13 protein-coding genes are annotated in these 16,493 nt (G+C 71.8%); 6 read left to right on the top strand and 7 right to left on the bottom strand.

Annotated features, from left to right (window positions below):
- The first annotated feature begins 139 nt into the window (after positions 1-139).
- Complete coding sequence (locus ACFQGL_RS02720; RefSeq protein WP_377504770.1) at positions 140-1,057, top strand: hypothetical protein; 918 nt, start codon at positions 140-142, stop codon at positions 1,055-1,057.
- Positions 1,058-1,191: 134 nt separating this feature from the next.
- On the opposite strand, the gene ACFQGL_RS02725 is transcribed toward ACFQGL_RS02720, so the two are convergent.
- From ACFQGL_RS02725 to ACFQGL_RS02740, 4 genes are all read right to left on the bottom strand, one after another.
- Positions 1,192-2,139 carry an ABC transporter substrate-binding protein gene (locus ACFQGL_RS02725; RefSeq protein WP_377504773.1) on the bottom strand — a complete coding sequence of 316 codons (948 nt, stop codon included), beginning with the start codon at positions 2,137-2,139 and terminating at the stop codon, positions 1,192-1,194.
- The gene (locus tag ACFQGL_RS02730) at positions 2,139-3,050 is read right to left on the bottom strand and encodes an ABC transporter ATP-binding protein (protein WP_377504776.1); all 912 of its coding nucleotides are present in this window, start codon (positions 3,048-3,050) and stop codon (positions 2,139-2,141) included. The genes ACFQGL_RS02725 and ACFQGL_RS02730 overlap by 1 nt, the downstream gene beginning before the upstream one ends.
- 127 nt (positions 3,051-3,177) lie before the next feature.
- Positions 3,178-4,320: a FecCD family ABC transporter permease gene (locus ACFQGL_RS02735; RefSeq protein WP_377504778.1), complete on the bottom strand. Its 1,143-nt coding sequence runs from the start codon at positions 4,318-4,320 to the stop codon at positions 3,178-3,180.
- The gene (locus ACFQGL_RS02740; RefSeq protein ID WP_377504781.1) at positions 4,317-5,363 is read right to left on the bottom strand and encodes a FecCD family ABC transporter permease; all 1,047 of its coding nucleotides are present in this window, start codon (positions 5,361-5,363) and stop codon (positions 4,317-4,319) included. Before ACFQGL_RS02740 ends, ACFQGL_RS02735 begins: the two co-directional genes overlap by 4 nt.
- A 141-nt stretch (positions 5,364-5,504) precedes the next feature.
- Here ACFQGL_RS02740 and ACFQGL_RS02745 point away from each other — a divergent pair, with 141 nt between their 5' ends.
- On the top strand, positions 5,505-5,864 hold the full coding sequence (locus tag ACFQGL_RS02745; protein WP_377504784.1) for a YciI family protein: 360 nt from the start codon (positions 5,505-5,507) through the stop codon (positions 5,862-5,864).
- Positions 5,865-5,892: 28 nt separating this feature from the next.
- Here ACFQGL_RS02745 and ACFQGL_RS02750 read toward each other — a convergent pair whose 3' ends face one another.
- Positions 5,893-6,285, bottom strand: coding sequence for a cytidine/deoxycytidylate deaminase family protein (locus ACFQGL_RS02750; RefSeq protein ID WP_377504786.1), 393 nt, complete (start codon positions 6,283-6,285; stop codon positions 5,893-5,895).
- Between the two features lie 122 nt (positions 6,286-6,407).
- On the opposite strand from ACFQGL_RS02750, the gene hrpA reads away from it, so the two are divergent.
- Entirely contained in the window at positions 6,408-10,475 is a 4,068-nt protein-coding gene (hrpA, locus tag ACFQGL_RS02755) for an ATP-dependent RNA helicase HrpA (protein ID WP_377504789.1), read from the top strand.
- Positions 10,476-10,886: 411 nt separating this feature from the next.
- Here hrpA and rfbB read toward each other — a convergent pair whose 3' ends face one another.
- Positions 10,887-11,924, bottom strand: coding sequence for a dTDP-glucose 4,6-dehydratase (rfbB, locus tag ACFQGL_RS02760; protein ID WP_377504792.1), 1,038 nt, complete (start codon positions 11,922-11,924; stop codon positions 10,887-10,889).
- Between the two features lie 171 nt (positions 11,925-12,095).
- Positions 12,096-13,025, bottom strand: a complete 930-nt coding sequence (locus ACFQGL_RS02765) for a LysR family transcriptional regulator (protein WP_377504795.1) — start codon at positions 13,023-13,025, stop codon at positions 12,096-12,098.
- A gap of 35 nt (positions 13,026-13,060) precedes the next feature.
- Here ACFQGL_RS02765 and ACFQGL_RS02770 point away from each other — a divergent pair, with 35 nt between their 5' ends.
- The 3 genes from ACFQGL_RS02770 to ACFQGL_RS02780 are packed head-to-tail and all read left to right on the top strand — an operon-like array spanning position 13,061 to position 16,492.
- Complete coding sequence (locus ACFQGL_RS02770) at positions 13,061-13,792, top strand: succinate dehydrogenase cytochrome b subunit (protein ID WP_377504798.1); 732 nt, start codon at positions 13,061-13,063, stop codon at positions 13,790-13,792.
- Position 13,793: 1 nt separating this feature from the next.
- A complete protein-coding gene (locus ACFQGL_RS02775; protein ID WP_377504801.1) occupies positions 13,794-15,731 on the top strand; it encodes a fumarate reductase/succinate dehydrogenase flavoprotein subunit in 1,938 nt (645 codons plus the stop codon).
- A complete protein-coding gene (locus ACFQGL_RS02780) occupies positions 15,728-16,492 on the top strand; it encodes a succinate dehydrogenase/fumarate reductase iron-sulfur subunit (protein ID WP_377504804.1) in 765 nt (254 codons plus the stop codon). The genes ACFQGL_RS02775 and ACFQGL_RS02780 overlap by 4 nt, the downstream gene beginning before the upstream one ends.
- Position 16,493 lies beyond the last annotated feature (1 nt).

Raw genomic sequence — 16,493 nt, forward strand, 5'->3', positions numbered from 1 at the left:
CAGCGCGGGCAGCGCGGGCAGCGCAGGCAGCGCGGGCAGCGCAGGCAGCGCGGGCAGCGCGGGCAGCGCGGGCAGCGCGGGCAGCGCGGGTTATCCACAGGGGCGGCGTGCGGCGGCGGGATCGGCCAGCCTGGATACCATGTCGAAGGCTCCCCGCAGGCCGCCGCAGTTGCGCGGCCGGATCTTCCGTGGCTCAGTCGCCGTTCAACGCGGCCTGCTGACCCGCAACGACCTACGCAGCTCCGCATGGCGCCCCCTGTTCCGCGACGTCTACGCCGACGCGCGGATGCGGATCACCCATCGGACCAGGTGCGCCGCCGTCGAGCGCTGGCTGATTCCAGCCGGCGCGGCCATCGCCGGACGCGCCGCAGCGGCGCTGTACGGCTGTGCGACGCCAGCTCCGGATGATCCTGTTGACGTACTGGTGCCCAAGGACAGCCGGATCGGGCCTGCCGCTGGCCTCCGAGTTCGCCATGGGGAGATCGACCCGGACGACGTGGTCGTCCGAGCGGGGGTCAGGGTCACCGGTCCGGCTCGGACCTGCTGGGACCTCGCCCGCTGGCTCGGCGTGGTCGAGGCGGTCGTCGTCATCGACCGTCTGCTGGCCCGCCGGATCACCGACATTCCGGCACTGCGCGAGTACGCGCTGAGGCGGGCCGGCCGGCGCGGCTGGCGGCCACTGCTGCGCGCCGTCGACCTGGCCGATCCGGGTGCCGAGTCACCCCAGGAGTCCCGCACCCGGGTACGGCTTGTGCTCGCTGGCCTGCCGAAGCCGGAAACGCAGTGGGTCGTCGCCGATCACGGCCGGTTCGTGGCCCGGCTGGACCTGGCCTGGCCGGAGTACAAGGTCGCGGTGGAGTACGACGGGCTCTGGCACGACGATCCCGAGCAGTTCCACCGGGACCGCCGACGGCTGAACCGTCTGCTCGGCGGCGAGTGGATCGTCCTGCACCTCACCGGCAAACGCCTCCGGGAGGACTTCGACGGCTTCCTCGCCGAGGTCCGGGCCGCGTTGAGGTCGCGATCCCGCTCAGCCGGGCACAGCGCTCGTGCTTGAACATGGATGTAGTGGCCTCCCGAACGCGGGAAGGCCACTACATCCTGGATCGAGCGTGATCACCGACGGGGGGCGCGCGACGCGCCGGGGCGCGCGGCGCGCGGCGCGGGCGACGCGCGGGAGCGGGTGGGGGGTCAGGCGGCGGGGAGGTACTTGGTCAGGTCGTCGATGATCTTGTTGGCGGCGCCGACACCGATGCCGGTCATCCAGACCTCGTCGGCGACCGGGTACGCCTTGCCGGCCTTGACCGCGCCGAGGCCCTTCCAGAGGGTTCCGCCGGTGACCTTGGCCTGCTCCGCGGCGGTCTTCTCGCCGTAGGTGCTCACGAAGATGACGTCACCGTCGACCTCGTTGACCCGCTCGGGGCTGACCAGGTCGAAGCGCTTGTCCTCCTTGTTGGCGAGCAGCTGCCGCTCCGGGCGACCGAGGCCGGTGTCACCGATCACGATGCCGGAGAACGAGGCCGGGCCGTACACCCGGATGTTGCCCGGGAGGAACCGCACGATCGACACCTTGCGGGCAGCGGCGTTGCCGAGCGTGGCACCGAAGTCCTTGGCCCGCTTCTCGTACGCGCCGAGCAGGTCCTTGGCCTGCTGCTCGCGGCCGAGCGCCTTGCCGTCCAGGAGGAAGTTCTCCTTCCAGGTGATGCCCACCTTGTCGGTGAACACGGTCGGCGCGATGGCGGCCAGCTCGTCGTAGAACTTTTCCTGGCGGAACTTGCTGCCGAGGATGAGGTCCGGGTGCAGCGCGTTGATTGCCTCCAGGTCGGGCTCGGTGAGCGTCCCGACCTCCTTGATGCTGGCGAGCTTGTCCGCGCCGAAGTAGGTCGGCCAGCTCTTGGCCTCACCCGCGACGGCCGCGCCGACCGGCGTGACGCCCAGCGAGAGCGCCGTGTCGATCTTGTCGGTGTCGAGGACGACGACCCGCTTGGGTTCCGCCGGGACCTTGGCGGTGCCCATGGCGTGGGTGATCTCCCGGGTCTCCCCGGTGGTGGAGCCGGCGACCGGGTCGCTCTCACCGCAGGCGGTGAGGCCGACGCCGAGGGCGACGGCCGCGGCGAGGGCGGCGACGAGACGACGCATCAGAGTCCTTTCGAGAGGTGCATGTCGGCGAGCGGGTTGGCCGCTTCGCCGGTGACGGGTCGGGCGTCCGGCACGGACGTACCCGACGGATCGGAGCCGTCCGCGGCAGCGGACGGAACGACGGGGCCGAGGCTGCCGCCGGTGTACGCGGGCACGACCAGCGGTGCGCCGGTCACCGGGCACGGCACGACCACGCAGGCCAGCCCGAAGACCTCGCGGACCAGGTCCGCCGTGAGGATCTCCCGGGGTGGGCCGGCGGCCACCACCGCGCCGTCGCGCATCGCGACCAGGTGGTCGGCGTAGCGGGCGGCCTGGTTCAGGTCGTGCAGCACGGCGACCACGGTGCGGCCCCGCTCGACGCGCAGTCGGTGCAGCAGGTCCAGCACCTCCACCTGGTGAGCCAGGTCGAGGAAGGTGGTCGGCTCGTCCAGCAGCAGGGCGTCGGTGTCCTGGGCCAGCGTCATGGCGATCCACACCCGCTGCCGCTGGCCGCCGGAGAGGCTGTCCACCGGCCGGTCGGCGAGGTCGGCCACGTCGGCCAGGCTCATCGCCTCGTCCACCGCCGCGCCGTCCTCGGGCGACCACTGCCGCCACCACCGCTGGTACGGCTGCCGGCCCCGCCCGACCAGGTCGGCCACGCTGACGCCCTCGGGGACGAGCGGGCTCTGCGGCAGCACGCCGAGCCGGCGGGCCACCTCCCGGGTCGGCAGGTCCCTGATGGCGGTGCCGTCCAGCAGGACCGTCCCACGCCGGGGGGTGAGCAGCCGGGCCATGGTCCGCAGCAGGGTGGATTTGCCGCACGCGTTCGGTCCGACGATCACGGTGAACGCGTCGGTCGGCAGGTCCAGGTCGAGCCCGTCGAGCACGGTCCGCTCGTCGTAGCCGGCGACCAGGTCGCGCGTGGAGAGCATCACGACTCCTTCGAGGGGCTGGTGTCCGTCACGAGGACCGCCGGGCGGCGGTTGGCGGCCGTCACGACGACCGCCGGGCCGCGGTTGGCGGCCGTCACGAGGACCGCCGGGCCGGGGCTGGTGGCCGTCACGACGACCGCCGCCGGCCGCGCAGCAGCAGGAAGATCAGGTACGGGCCGCCGATCGCGGCGGTCAGCACGCCGGCCGGGAGTTGGGTAGGTGCGAACAGCCGCCGGCCGGCCAGGTCGGCCAGCACCAGCAGCAGCGCGCCGACCAGCGCCGCGCAGATGATCGGTGGCCGCTCGGCCCGGACCAGTCGGCGGGCCACCTGGGGGGCGACGAGCGCCACGAAGTCGACGGCACCGACCTGGGCGGTGACCATCGCGGCGATGAGCACGCCGGTGCCGGCCAGCCCGATCCGGCGGGCCACCGGCCGCAGCCCGACCCCGCGCGCGGTGTCGTCGTCCAGCGCGGTGCTGTTCAGCGCCCAGCCGGCCCAGGCCAGCACCGGCAGTAGCGCCACCAGGGTGTAGGCGATCCATTCGGCCTCGTGCGTGCCCTTGCCGGCCAGCGTGCCGATCAACCAGAGCTGCGCGCGCAGCCCGTCGACCGGGTCGGCGGTGAGCATGACCACCTCGGTCAGCGCTCGGAAGGCGAAGGCGACCGCCACACCGGCGAGCACGAACCGCTGGGCGGCCAGCCCGTGCCGGGCCCCGAGGGCGAACAGCAGCACCGCGGCGACCACCCCACCCACCAGCGCGGAGGGTGCCACCACCACGGCGGCGGCGCCGGTGGTCAACGCCACCGTCGCGGCGAGGCCGGCGCCCTGGGTGATGCCGATGACGTCCGGGCTCGCGAGGGGGTTGCGCGCCACGCTCTGGATCAGGGTGCCGGCCACGCCGAAGGCCGCGCCGGCCACCGCGGCCAGCAGCGTCCGGGGCAGCCGCAGATCAAAGACCACCAGGTCGTACGGGGTGCCGGCGCCGGAGAGGGCGCGCAGCACGTCGGCCGTGGCGACGTACGGGGTGCCCAGGGAGAGGCTGAGCAGGATGGCCAGTAGGAGCAGCACGGTCAGCACGGCGGCGACGAGCACCGAGCGGCGGCGGATCTGCACGCTCACCGGGCCGACGTGCAGCAGCGACCGTCCGGGCAGCCGGGCCGTGCCGGCACCGGACGACGCGGCGACACCGGACGACGCGGCGGCGGCCGGGGAGTCGGCGGCGACCGACGGGTCGGCCGAGGAGTCGGGCCGACGGTGGATGGTGGTCACGCGGTCACCACCTTGGCGCGGCGGACCAGCACGGCCAGCAGCGGCGCGCCGATCAGGGCGGTGACGATCCCGGCCGGTATCTCGCCGGGCGGGGCGATGATCCGGCCGACGATGTCCGCGCCGAGCAGCAGCGCCGGGCCGAGCAGGGCGGAGACGGCGAGGGTCCAGCGGTGATCCGCGCCGACCAGGGCGCGGGCCAGGTGCGGCACGGCCAGCCCGACGAAGGCGACCGGCCCGGCCGCCGCCACCGCGGCACCGGTCAACAGCACCGCGGCGAGACCACCGCCGAGGCGGACCAGGCCGACCCGGTGGCCAAGGCCCCTGGCCACGTCGTCACCCAGGGCCAGCGCGTCCAGACCTCGGGCCACCAGGGCGGCGAGCAGCAGACCGGTGAGGACGAAGGGCAGCACCTGCGCGGTGACCGACAGGTCCCGGCCGGCCAGCCCGCCGACCACCCAGAACCGGTACTCTTCGAAGGTGCGGGCGTCGATGCTGAGCAGCGCGTACACCCCGGAGGCCAGGCTGGCGTCGAGCGCCGCGCCGACCAGCGCGAGGGTGACCGGGCTGGCGCCCTCGCGAGCCCGGGTGGCGATGGCGAAGACCAGCAGCCCGGCGAGCAGCGCCCCGGTGATGCCGAACCAGACGTACCCGGCGAGCGTGGAGACCCCGAAGACGGAGATGGCCAGCACCACGCCGAACGACGCGCCCGCGCTGATGCCGAGGATGCGCGGCTCGGCGAGGGGGTTGCGGGTGAGCGCCTGGAACAGCACGCCGGCCACGGCGAGCGCCAATCCGACGGCGAGGCCGAGGGCGGTACGCGGGATCCGCAGTTCGCGGACGATGGTGCTGGCGTCGCCGCCATCGGGCGCGACGAGGGCGTGCCAGACCTGGTCGACGCCGAGCTGACGACTACCCAGCGCGAAGCTGGCCAGCACGGTGAGTAGCAGGGCCAGCGCGGCGGCGACGGTGACGGCCACCCGACGGCCGGTACGGGTGCCGGACCGGCTGGGGGCCGGAGCCGGCCGGGTGGCGAGGGTGGTCACGACTCTCCTACACGTTCACGCTTAGGTTCGCCTTACCTTAGCCGACGTGCTGAGGGCGACCTAACAGGTGGCGGTCGATCCGGAGGCGGGTGACCAGCGCGGACGCCTGCCGAGGGGTGGTCACGCACCTAGGGTGGGTGCATGCGATTCGACCAGCACACGGTCGTGCTCCTGGTCCGGCCGCCGGACGCCCCGGAGCTGCCGCAGGACGCCGCCGACCTGTTGCAGGACGCCCACCTGGCCCACCAGGCGGGGCTCGTGGAGCAGGGCCTGGTGCTCGCGGCCGGGCCGTTCCTGGACCCCGACGACGTCGCGCTGCGGGGCTTCGTCGTGCTCTCCATCGCCCCGGACGAGGCCCGCGCGCTCTACGGCAACGACCCGGCCGTACGGGCCGGTCAGCTGGCCGTGCGGGTGATGAGCTGGCTGGTGCCGGAGGGCAACGTCCGGTTCGAGGGCGTGCCGATCCCCCGGTCGATGCTGGAGACGGCGGCCGGCGACTGACGCCGAGCCGACCAGCGCGCCGACTCGGTCAGCCGGCCACGGCGCTCGGCGCCACCGGGGGCAGCTCGGCGACCGGCACCACCCGCAGGTCGTCCACCGGGCCGACGATCACCCGCAGGGACGGGAAGTAGTCGCCCAGCAACCGCAGGCACCGGCCGCACGGCGGAACGACCGCACGCCCCCGGTCCGCCACCGTGACGAGCGTCTCCAGACCGGTGACCCCCTGCGTCGCGGCGGTGCCGACGACGATCACCTCGGCGCAGGTCCCGCCGGTGTCGTGGTGGACGTTCACCCCGGTGAAGACTCGTCCGTCCGGAGTGCGTGCGGCCGAGGCGACGGTGTGGTTCTGGCTGCGGCAGCGCAGCTTGGCGACCGCCGTGGCGGCCTGCACCAGTGCCCGGTCGGTGTCCCGCAACTCCATCCCGGCCCCCCGGCGCTCGACGTCGGCCGCCAACTCTAGACGGCCGAGGAGTCGCCGGGAGATCGACTACGCCGGTAACCCAGGGGCGGTACGCGGCCGGGCTGCCTATCCTTGCGTACGACATGCAGAATCCAGCCGCCTCCGCCGCGACCGATCCCGTTCGCGAGCTGCACAGCCGTCTCGCCCCACTGATGTTCCGCGACCAGCGCCGGCTCCAGCGGCGGCTGGACGGTGCGCGCAAGCTGCGCGATCCGCAGCGCCGGGAGACGGCGCTGGCCGAGATCACCGCCGACGTGACCCGGGCCGAGCAGCGGCTCGCCACCCGACGGGCGGCTGTTCCGGTGCTCACGTACCCGGCCGGACTGCCGGTGAGTGAACGCAAGGACGACATCGCCGCCGCGATCCGTGACCACCAGGTGGTGATCGTTGCCGGCGAGACCGGCTCCGGCAAGACCACCCAGCTCCCCAAGATCTGCCTGGAGCTGGGGCGTGGGGTGCACGGACTGATCGGGCACACCCAGCCGCGGCGGCTGGCGGCCCGGACGGTGGCCGACCGGATCGCCGACGAGTTGGGCACCGAGCTGGGCGACGTAGTCGGCTACAAGGTGCGCTTCACTGATCAGGTCAGCGAGCGCAGCCTGGTCAAGCTGATGACCGACGGCATCCTGCTGGCCGAGTTGCAGACCGACCGGATGCTGCGCCAGTACGACACGCTGATCATTGACGAGGCGCACGAGCGCAGCCTCAACATCGACTTCATCCTCGGGTACCTGCGCGAGCTACTGCCCCGGCGCCCCGACCTCAAGGTGATCATCACCTCGGCGACCATCGAGACCGACCGCTTCGCGCGGCACTTCGCCGGGCCGCCCACGGCCGACGAGCCGCAGGGCGTACCGGCGCCGGTGGTCGAGGTCTCCGGGCGGACCTATCCGGTCGAGGTGCGCTACCGGCCACTGGTCGAGGTCGCCGACGGCGAGGAGGACGGCGACGGCGACGAGGAAAACGTCCGCGACCAGATCCAGGCGATCGGCGACGCCGTCGAGGAGCTGGCCGCCGAGGGTCCCGGCGACATCCTGGTCTTCCTCAGCGGGGAACGGGAGATCCGGGACACCGCCGACGCGCTGGGCAAGCTGGTGCAGACGAAACGTTCCCTGCTCGGCACCGAGATCCTGCCGCTGTACGCCCGGCTCTCCAGCGCCGAGCAGCACCGTGTCTTCGCCGCGCACACGTCGCGGCGCGTGGTGCTCGCGACCAACGTCGCGGAGACCTCGCTGACCGTGCCGGGGATCAAGTACGTGGTGGACCCGGGCACCGCCCGGATCTCCCGCTACTCCAGCCGGCTCAAGGTGCAGCGGCTGCCGATCGAGCCGATCTCCCAGGCGTCGGCGAACCAGCGCAAGGGGCGCTGCGGCCGTACCTCGGACGGCATCTGCATCCGCCTCTACGACGAGCAGGACTTCCTCTCCCGGCCGGAGTTCACCGACCCGGAGATCCTGCGAACCAACCTGGCGTCGGTCATCCTCCAGATGACCGCGATCGGGCTCGGCGACCTCGCCGCGTTCCCGTTCATCGACCCGCCGGACCGGCGCAACATCACCGACGGCGTCAACCTGCTGCACGAGCTGGGCGCGCTGGACCCGACCGAGCCGGACCCGGCGAAGCGGCTCACCACGCTGGGTCGGCGGCTGGCTCAGCTGCCGGTCGACCCGCGGCTGGCGCGGATGGTGGTCGAGGGCGAACGCAACGGCTGCGCCACCGAGGTGCTGGTGATCGCCGCCGCGCTCTCCATCCAGGACCCGCGCGAGCGGCCGGCGGAGAAGCAGGCCCAGGCCGACCAGGCGCACGCCCGGTTCGCCGACAAGGAGTCCGACTTCGTCGCCTTCCTCAACCTCTGGCGGTACCTGCGCGAGCAGCAGCGGGCGCTGTCCTCCAGCGCGTTCCGGCGGATGTGCAAGGCGGAGTACCTGAACTACCTGCGGGTCCGCGAGTGGCAGGACATCGTCGGTCAGCTGCGCCAGGTTCTGCGTACCCCCGGAGACGGCGACCGGCGCGGTGGGCGACCGGCGCGGGACGCAGCGGCCGGCGCGGACGCCGGCCCGGGTGACGGCCGCCGTGGCGCCGACCTGCCGGAGGAGATCGACACCCCGAAGGTGCACCAGTCGCTGCTGCCCGGCCTGCTGTCGCACGTCGGGCTGAAGGACGCCCAGAAGCACGAGTACCTGGGCGCCCGAGGGGCGAAGTTCGCGCTCTTCCCGGGCTCGGCGCTGTTCAAGAAGCCGCCGCGCTGGGTGATGGCCGCCGAGTTGGTGGAGACCTCGCGGCTGTGGGGTCGGATCGCCGGCCGGGTCGAGCCGGAGTGGGTCGAGCCGCTCGCGCAGCACCTGGTCAAGCGCAGCTACAGCGAGCCGCACTGGGAGAAGAAGCAGGCCGCCGTGATGGCCTACGAGAAGGTCACCCTGTACGGCATTCCGCTGGTCACCTCCCGCAAGGTCAACTTCGGTCGGATCGACCCGACGATGAGCCGGGAGCTGTTCATCCGGCACGCGCTGGTGGAGGGCGACTGGCAGACCCACCACCAGTTCTGGGGCGACAACAAGCGGCTGCTGGGCGAGATCGAGGAGTTGGAGAGCCGGGCCCGACGCCGGGACATCCTGGTCGACGACGAGAGCATCTTCGGCTTCTACGACCAGCGGATCCCGGCCGACGTGGTGTCCGGCCGACACTTCGACACCTGGTGGAAGAAGACCCGCCGGGAGCAGCCCGACCTGCTCACCTTCACCCGCGACCTGCTGGTCAACGACGGCCGGGAGGGGGTCGACGAGACCGACTACCCGGACGAGTGGCAGACCAACGGGGTGACCCTGCCGCTGACCTACACGTTCGAGCCGGGCACGCCGACCGACGGCGTCACCGTCGACATTCCGCTGCCGCTGCTCAACCAGGTGCCGGCGGAGAGCTTCGACTGGCAGGTGCCGGGGCTGCGCGAGGAGACGGTGATCGCGCTGATCCGAACGTTGCCCAAGGCGGTACGCCGGAACTTCGTGCCGGTGCCGGACTACGCCCGGGCCGCGCTGGCGGCGATCACGCCCGGCGAGGAGCCGCTGCTGGACGCGCTCACCCGGCAACTGCGCCGGATGACCGGCGTGACCGTGCCGCGCGACGCGTGGGAGCCGGGCAAACTCCCGGCCCACCTGCGGGTGACCTTCCGGGTCCTCGGCGACGACGAGAAGCCGGTCGCCGAGGGCAAGGACCTGCCGGCCCTGCAACGCCAGCTCCGCCAGGAGGTACGCCAGGTGGTGGCGGCCGCCGCTCCGGAGGTGGCCCGTACCGGGCTGCGCGAGTGGAGCATCGGCACGCTGCCCCGCACCATCGAGCAGGTCCGGGCCGGCTACGCGGTGACCGCGTACCCGGCGCTGGTCGACGAGGGCGCCACGGTCGGGGTGAAGGTCTTCGACTCCCCCGCCGAGGCGGAGGCCGCGCACTGGGCCGGCACCCGCCGGCTGCTGCGGCTCACCGTGCCGTCCCCGGCACGGTTCCTGCAGGGCCGGCTCAGCAACGAGGCGAAGCTGGCGCTGAGCCGCAACCCGCACGGCGGCGTACAGGAGCTGATCGAGGACGCCGCGGGCGCGGCCATCGACCGGCTGATCGGTGCCGCCGGTGGGCCGGCGTGGGACGCCGAGGGCTTCGCGGCGCTCCGCGAGAAGGTCCGCGCCGACCTGGTCGACACCGTGGTCGAGGTGATGGACCGGGTACGTCGGGTGCTCGCCGCCGCGTACACCGTCGAGCAGCGACTCGGCGCCACCCGGAACCTCGCCGTGGTGGCCGCGCTGGCCGACATCCGCAACCAGCTCGCCGGGCTGGTGCACGCGGGTTTCATCACCGACACCGGGTACGCCCGCCTGCCCGACCTGTTGCGCTACCTCACCGCGATCGAGCGCCGGATGGAGCGGCTGGGTGGCAACCCGCAGCGGGACCGCCAGCAGCAGGACCGGGTCGCGGTGGTGCAGAAGGAGTACGCGGACCTGCTCGCCGCGTTGCCGCCGGCACGTCGTCAGGAGACCGCCGTCCGGCAGATCCGCTGGATGATCGAGGAGTTGCGGGTGAACGTCTTCGCACAGGCGCTCGGCACCCCGTACCCCGTCTCAGAACAGCGGATCTACCGAGCAATGGACGACGCCGAAGGCCGCTGAGGGCGATCGACCCGCGCCGGCGGCCGGGACCCCCTCCCCCGCGCCGGTGGCCGGACCCCCTCCCCCGCCGGCGGCCGGGACCCCCTCCCCCGCGCCGGTGGCCGGACCCCCTTCCCCGCCGATCTAGGGCAAATCGCTGCTACCTGATCTCCAATGACGACGATTTGCCCTAGATCGACGCGGGCAGGACGCGGGGCAGGACGGGCGCGCGGGCAGGGCGCGGGCGGGACGGGCAGGACGGTCGGCGCGGGCAGGACGGGCGCGCGGGCAGGACGGGCGCGCGGGCAGGACGCGGGGCAGGACGGGCGCGCGGGCAGGACGGTCGGCGCGGGCAGGACGGGCGCGCGGCAGGACGGGCGCGCGGGCGGGACGGGTGCGCGGGCAGGACGGGTGCGGGGCGGTGCCGGACGGTTAGTGTGCCTGGACCGAGAGCCCTCGGGACGCCGGGACGCCGCGGACCGAGCTGGTCAACGGGGCGCTGCGGGCCTCCGCGTCGGGCGACCACCACGCCCGGTTCTCCCGGTACCAGCGGAAGACCTCGGTCAGCCCGTCCTCGAACCGGATCTGCGGCTCGAAGCCGAGCTCATCGGTGATCTTGCGGAAGTCGAGCGAGTAGCGCTGGTCCTGCACCTTGCGGTCGGGGACGTGCCGGACCCGTTCCCAGCCGGCGCCGGCCAACCGCAGGATCCGCTCGGTGAGCGCCCGGTTCGTCAGCTCGATGTCGCCGCCGATGTTGTAGACCTCGCCGGCCCGGCCCTTGGCCAGCACCAGCGCGATGGCCCGGCAGTGGTCCTCCACGTGCAGCCACTCGCGGACCGCGCTGCCGTCGCCGTGCAGGGGGATGTCCTGCCCGGTGAGCAGGCTGGTGACGAACCGAGGGATGACCTTCTCCACGTGCTGGTAGGGCCCGTAGTTGTTCGCGCAGCGGGTGATGGAGACGTCCACGTCGTAGGTACGCCAGTAGGAGCGGACCACGCAGTCGCTGGCGGCCTTGGACGCCGCGTACGGGGAGTTGGGCTCCAGCATGCAGCTCTCGTCCCACGAGCCCTCGCTGATCGAGCCGTACACCTCGTCGGTGGAGACGTGCACCACCCGGCCGACGCCGCTGCGCGCACAGGCGGCCAGGAGGTGGTGCGAGCCCATCACGTTGGTCTCGAAGAACGGCGCCGGGTCGTCGATGGACCGGTCGACGTGTGACTCGGCGGCGAAGTGCACGACCGCGTCGTGCCCGGGCACCACGTCGGCGAGCAACTGCCGGTCACAGATGTCGCCGCGCACGAAGGTCAGTCGAGGGTGCGTGGCCGGCAGGTTGGTGCGGTCGCTGGCGTAGGTCAGTTTGTCGATCACCGTGACGTCGGCGTGCTCGAACCCGGCATAGCTCCCGGCGAGCAGACTTCGGGCGAACTGCGACCCGATGAATCCTGCTCCACCGGTAACCAGGATCCTCATGTGTTGCCTCCCTGCCGGCGGGAGAGAAGCCCACCGGTGAGCTCTGCCGAGACGAATGGGGCTTTTGCCCCCCACGTGCAAGAACCCACCTTAGGTGACCACATTCCGTACCGACGGTGATATTGCCAGCTCGATGGCGAATTGGCCCACCAGGTTGAAAACCGGACCCGATCAGCGTGGATCAACGCCCGGGGGGAGGTCGTCCTGGTCAATGGCGTTCTGTACGTAGTCGAGCAGGATCCGGCGGAGTTCTCGACCGGCGTGGGTCGGCACGACGTCGCGTCGACGGGCCACCGCGATGGTCCGCCGTACCCCGGGCGGCGCCAGCGGGGTGATCCGCACCCCGGGCCGCCGGGCCAGCACGATGCCGGGTACCAGCGCGATACCGAGACCCGCCTCGACGAAGCTGAGCACCGCGTCCATTTCGCCGCCGTCGACCGCGAAGGTCGGCTCGAAGCCCGCCTCGCGGCACGCCTGGATGGTGGCGTCACGCAGGTCGTAGCCCTCGCGGAACATCACCATCGGCTGGCCCCGCAGGTCGGTGATCTGAAGTTCCCCGGTCGCCGAGGCGGTCGGCACCTCCCCCACCGAGGCCACCACCAGGCTCTCCCGCAGGATCGGATCGACGCGCAGCCCCGGGTCGGCGCCCTGGGCGGGCATGATGATCAGAGCCAGGTCGAGGTCACCGCGCAGCAGGTCACGCACCAGGTCCTGGGAGCCACCCTCCTCGACGCGCAGGTCGACGGTGGGATGGGCGTCGCGGAACCGGCGCAACACCGGCGGGGCGAGCGAGGTGGCGAGGCTCGGGGTCGCGCCGAGTCGGACCCGACCCCGGCGCAGGCCGACCAACTCCTGGACCTCCCGCGTCGCGGTCTCCACGTCGGCGAGGATCCGGGTGGCCAACGGCAGCAGCACCTCGCCGGCGGCGGTCAGCGTGATGTTGCCCCTTACCCGCTCGAAGAGTGGGGCCCCGAGGTCGGTCTCCAGGGCGTGAATTTGCTTACTGAGCGAGGGCTGAGTTATGCCGACGATGTCGGCGGCTTGGGTGAAATGTCGTACTTCGGCCACCGCAACGAAGTACCGGAGCTGATGGAGCTGCATCTACATAGCTTATGGCTATCAACACTGCTGGTTCGATGCATTGGACGACTGATCCAAGTGCTCCTAGCGTCGGACCCGTGGTAATCACGAAAACTCGGTCGCCCATCCGCTCGAACGTCGGCCTCAAGGCCGTCATGGCGGTGACGGGCATCCTGCTGGCGCTGTTCCTCATCGCACACATGCTCGGGAACCTGAAGGTGTTCACGGGGGAGACCTCGTTCGACCACTACGCGCACTGGCTGCGCGACATCGGCACGCCGCTGCTGCCGCACACCTGGTACCTGTGGATCCAGCGCAGCGTGCTCACCGTGGCCGTCCTCGCGCACATCGTGGCCGCCACCGTGCTCGCCATGCGCGCCCGCGCCGCCCGTCCGGTGCAGTACGCCCACCGCAAGAAGGTCCGGGGCAGCTACGCGGCGCGCACCATGCGCTGGGGTGGCGTGATCATCCTGCTCTTCGTGATCTACCACATCCTCGACCTGACCACCGGTCACCTGAACCCGCAGGGCGACGCCAGCAACCCGTACGGCAACGTGGTGGCCGACTTCGCGCCGGAACGCTGGTACGTCACGCTCTTCTACACCCTGGCGATCGTCACGCTCGGCTTCCACCTGCGGCACGGCGCCTTCAGCGCGTTCCGCAGCCTCGGTCAACAGACGCCGAAGGGCGAGCGCCGGGCGCGCAACGCCGCGCTGGTGCTCGCCGTCGCGCTCTGCGCCGGATACCTGGTGGTCCCGTTCGCCGTACTCACCGGATTGGTGTCCTGACATGGAACTCTTCACCGAGGGCGACCCGATCGCCGACACCAAGGCTCCCGACGGCCCGATCGAGAAGCGCTGGGACACCCGGCGCTTCGAGGCCAAGCTGGTCAACCCGGCCAACCGCCGCAAGATGACGGTGATCGTGGTCGGCACCGGTCTGGCCGGCGGCTCGGCCGCGGCCACGCTGGCCGAGCAGGGCTACCACGTGAAGTCCTACTGCTACCAGGACAGCCCGCGCCGGGCACACTCGATCGCGGCGCAGGGCGGCATCAACGCCGCCAAGAACTACCGCAACGACGGCGACTCGGTGCACCGACTGTTCTACGACACCGTCAAGGGCGGCGACTTCCGCTCCCGCGAGTCGAACGTCCATCGGCTGGCCGAGGTCTCGGTCAACATCATCGACCAGTGCGTGGCGCAGGGCGTGCCGTTCGCCCGCGAGTACGGCGGTCTGCTGGACACCCGCTCGTTCGGCGGCGCCCAGGTGCAGCGCACCTTCTACGCCCGGGGCCAGACGGGCCAGCAGCTGCTGCTCGGCGCGTACCAGGCGCTGGAGCGGCAGATCGGCCTCGGCAATGTGGAGATGAACGCCCGGCACGAGATGCTGGAGCTGGTCATCGTGGACGGCAAGGCCCGGGGCATCGTGGTCCGGGACCTGGTCACCGGCGAGATCAGCACCGAGATGGCCGACGCCGTGGTGCTCGCCTCCGGCGGCTACGGCAACGTCTTCTACCTCTCCACCAACGCCAAGGGCTGCAACGTCACCGCCACCTGGCGCGCGCACCGCAAGGGCGCGTACTTCGCCAACCCCTGCTACACGCAGATCCACCCGACCTGCATCCCGGTCTCCGGCGACCACCAGTCGAAGCTGACCCTGATGAGCGAGTCGCTGCGCAACGACGGCCGGGTCTGGGTGCCCAAGGCCAAGGGCGACGACCGCAACCCCCGGGACATTCCCGAGGACGAGCGCGACTACTACCTGGAGCGGATCTACCCCTCCTTCGGCAACCTGGTCCCCCGGGACATCGCCTCGCGTGCCGCGAAGAACGTCTGCGACGAGGGCCGTGGCGTCGGCCCGACCAAGCTCGGCGTCTATCTCGACTTCGCCGACGCGATCGGCCGGCTGGGCCGCCCGGCCATCGAGGCCAAGTACGGCAACCTCTTCGAGATGTACGAGCGGATCACCGGCGAGGACCCGTACGAGGTCCCGATGCGGATCTACCCCGCCGTGCACTACACGATGGGTGGCCTCTGGGTCGACTACGACCTGCAGTCGAGCATCCCGGGGCTGTTCGTGATCGGCGAGGCGAACTTCTCCGACCACGGCGCGAACCGGCTCGGCGCCTCGGCGCTGATGCAGGGGCTGGCCGACGGCTACTTCGTGCTGCCGACCACCATCGCCAACTACCTGGCCTCCGGCCCGCTGGACAAGGTCGACGCCAGCCACCCGGCGGCGGTCGAGGCGCGCACCGACGTCGAGGACCGGATCCAGCGGCTGCTGGCGGTCAACGGGGACCGGACCGTGGACTCGTTCCACCGCGAGCTGGGCCAGATCATGTGGGAGCACTGCGGCATGGAGCGCAGCGACGCCGGGCTGCGCAAGGCGATCGGCGAGATCCGCGACCTGCGCGAGTCGTTCTGGCAGCGGGTCAAGGTCTCCGGCACCGGCGAGGAGCTGAACCAGTCGCTGGAGAAGGCCGGCCGGGTGGCCGACTTCTTCGAGCTCGCCGAGCTGATGTGCATCGACGCCCTGCACCGGGAGGAGTCCTGCGGCGGTCACTTCCGGGCCGAGCACCAGACCCCGGACGGTGAGGCGCAGCGCGACGACGACCGGTTCGCGTACGTGGCGGCCTGGGAGTTCACCGCCACCGGCGAGCCGTCGGTGCTGCACAAGGAAGACCTGAAGTTCGAATACGTCCACCCCACGCAGCGGAGCTACAAGTGAACCTGACCCTGCGCATCTGGCGCCAGAAGGGCCCTGAGGACAAGGGTCAGATGGTGACCTACCAGGTCGAGGACGTGTCCCCGGACATGTCGTTCCTGGAGATGCTCGACGTGCTCAACGAACGGCTGATCCTCGCCGGCGACGACCCGGTGGCGTTCGACCACGACTGCCGCGAGGGCATCTGCGGCATGTGCGGCCTGATGATCAACGGCGACGCGCACGGGCCGCAGCGCGGCACCACGGCCTGCCAGCTGCACATGCGGCAGTTCAAGGACGGCGAGACGATCGACATCGAGCCGTGGCGGGCCCGCGCCTTCCCGGTCATCAAGGACCTGGTGGTCAACCGGAACGCCTTCGACAAGATCATCGCCGCCGGTGGTTACATCACCGCGCCGACCGGCAGCGCGCCCGAGGCGCACTCCACCCCGGTGGCCAAGGCCAACGCGGACGCCGCCTTCGAGTCGGCTGCCTGCATCGGCTGCGGCGCGTGCGTGGCGGCCTGCCCGAACGGCTCCGGCATGCTCTTCACCGCCGCCAAGCTCACCCAGCTCTCGCTGCTGCCGCAGGGCCAGCCGGAGCGGTACACCCGGGTGATCGGCATGGTCGACGCGCACGACGAGGCCGGCTTCGGCGGCTGCACCAACGCCGGTGAGTGCACCTCGGTCTGCCCGAAGGGCATCCCGCTGAACACCATCGGCCGGCTCAACCGCGACTACCTCCAGGCCACCGCGAAGGGCGCCGGCAACACGCCCGGCGCCTGAC

The sequence above is a fragment of the Micromonospora vulcania genome (assembly GCF_042658605.1).
Lineage (GTDB): Bacteria > Actinomycetota > Actinomycetes > Mycobacteriales > Micromonosporaceae > Micromonospora > Micromonospora vulcania.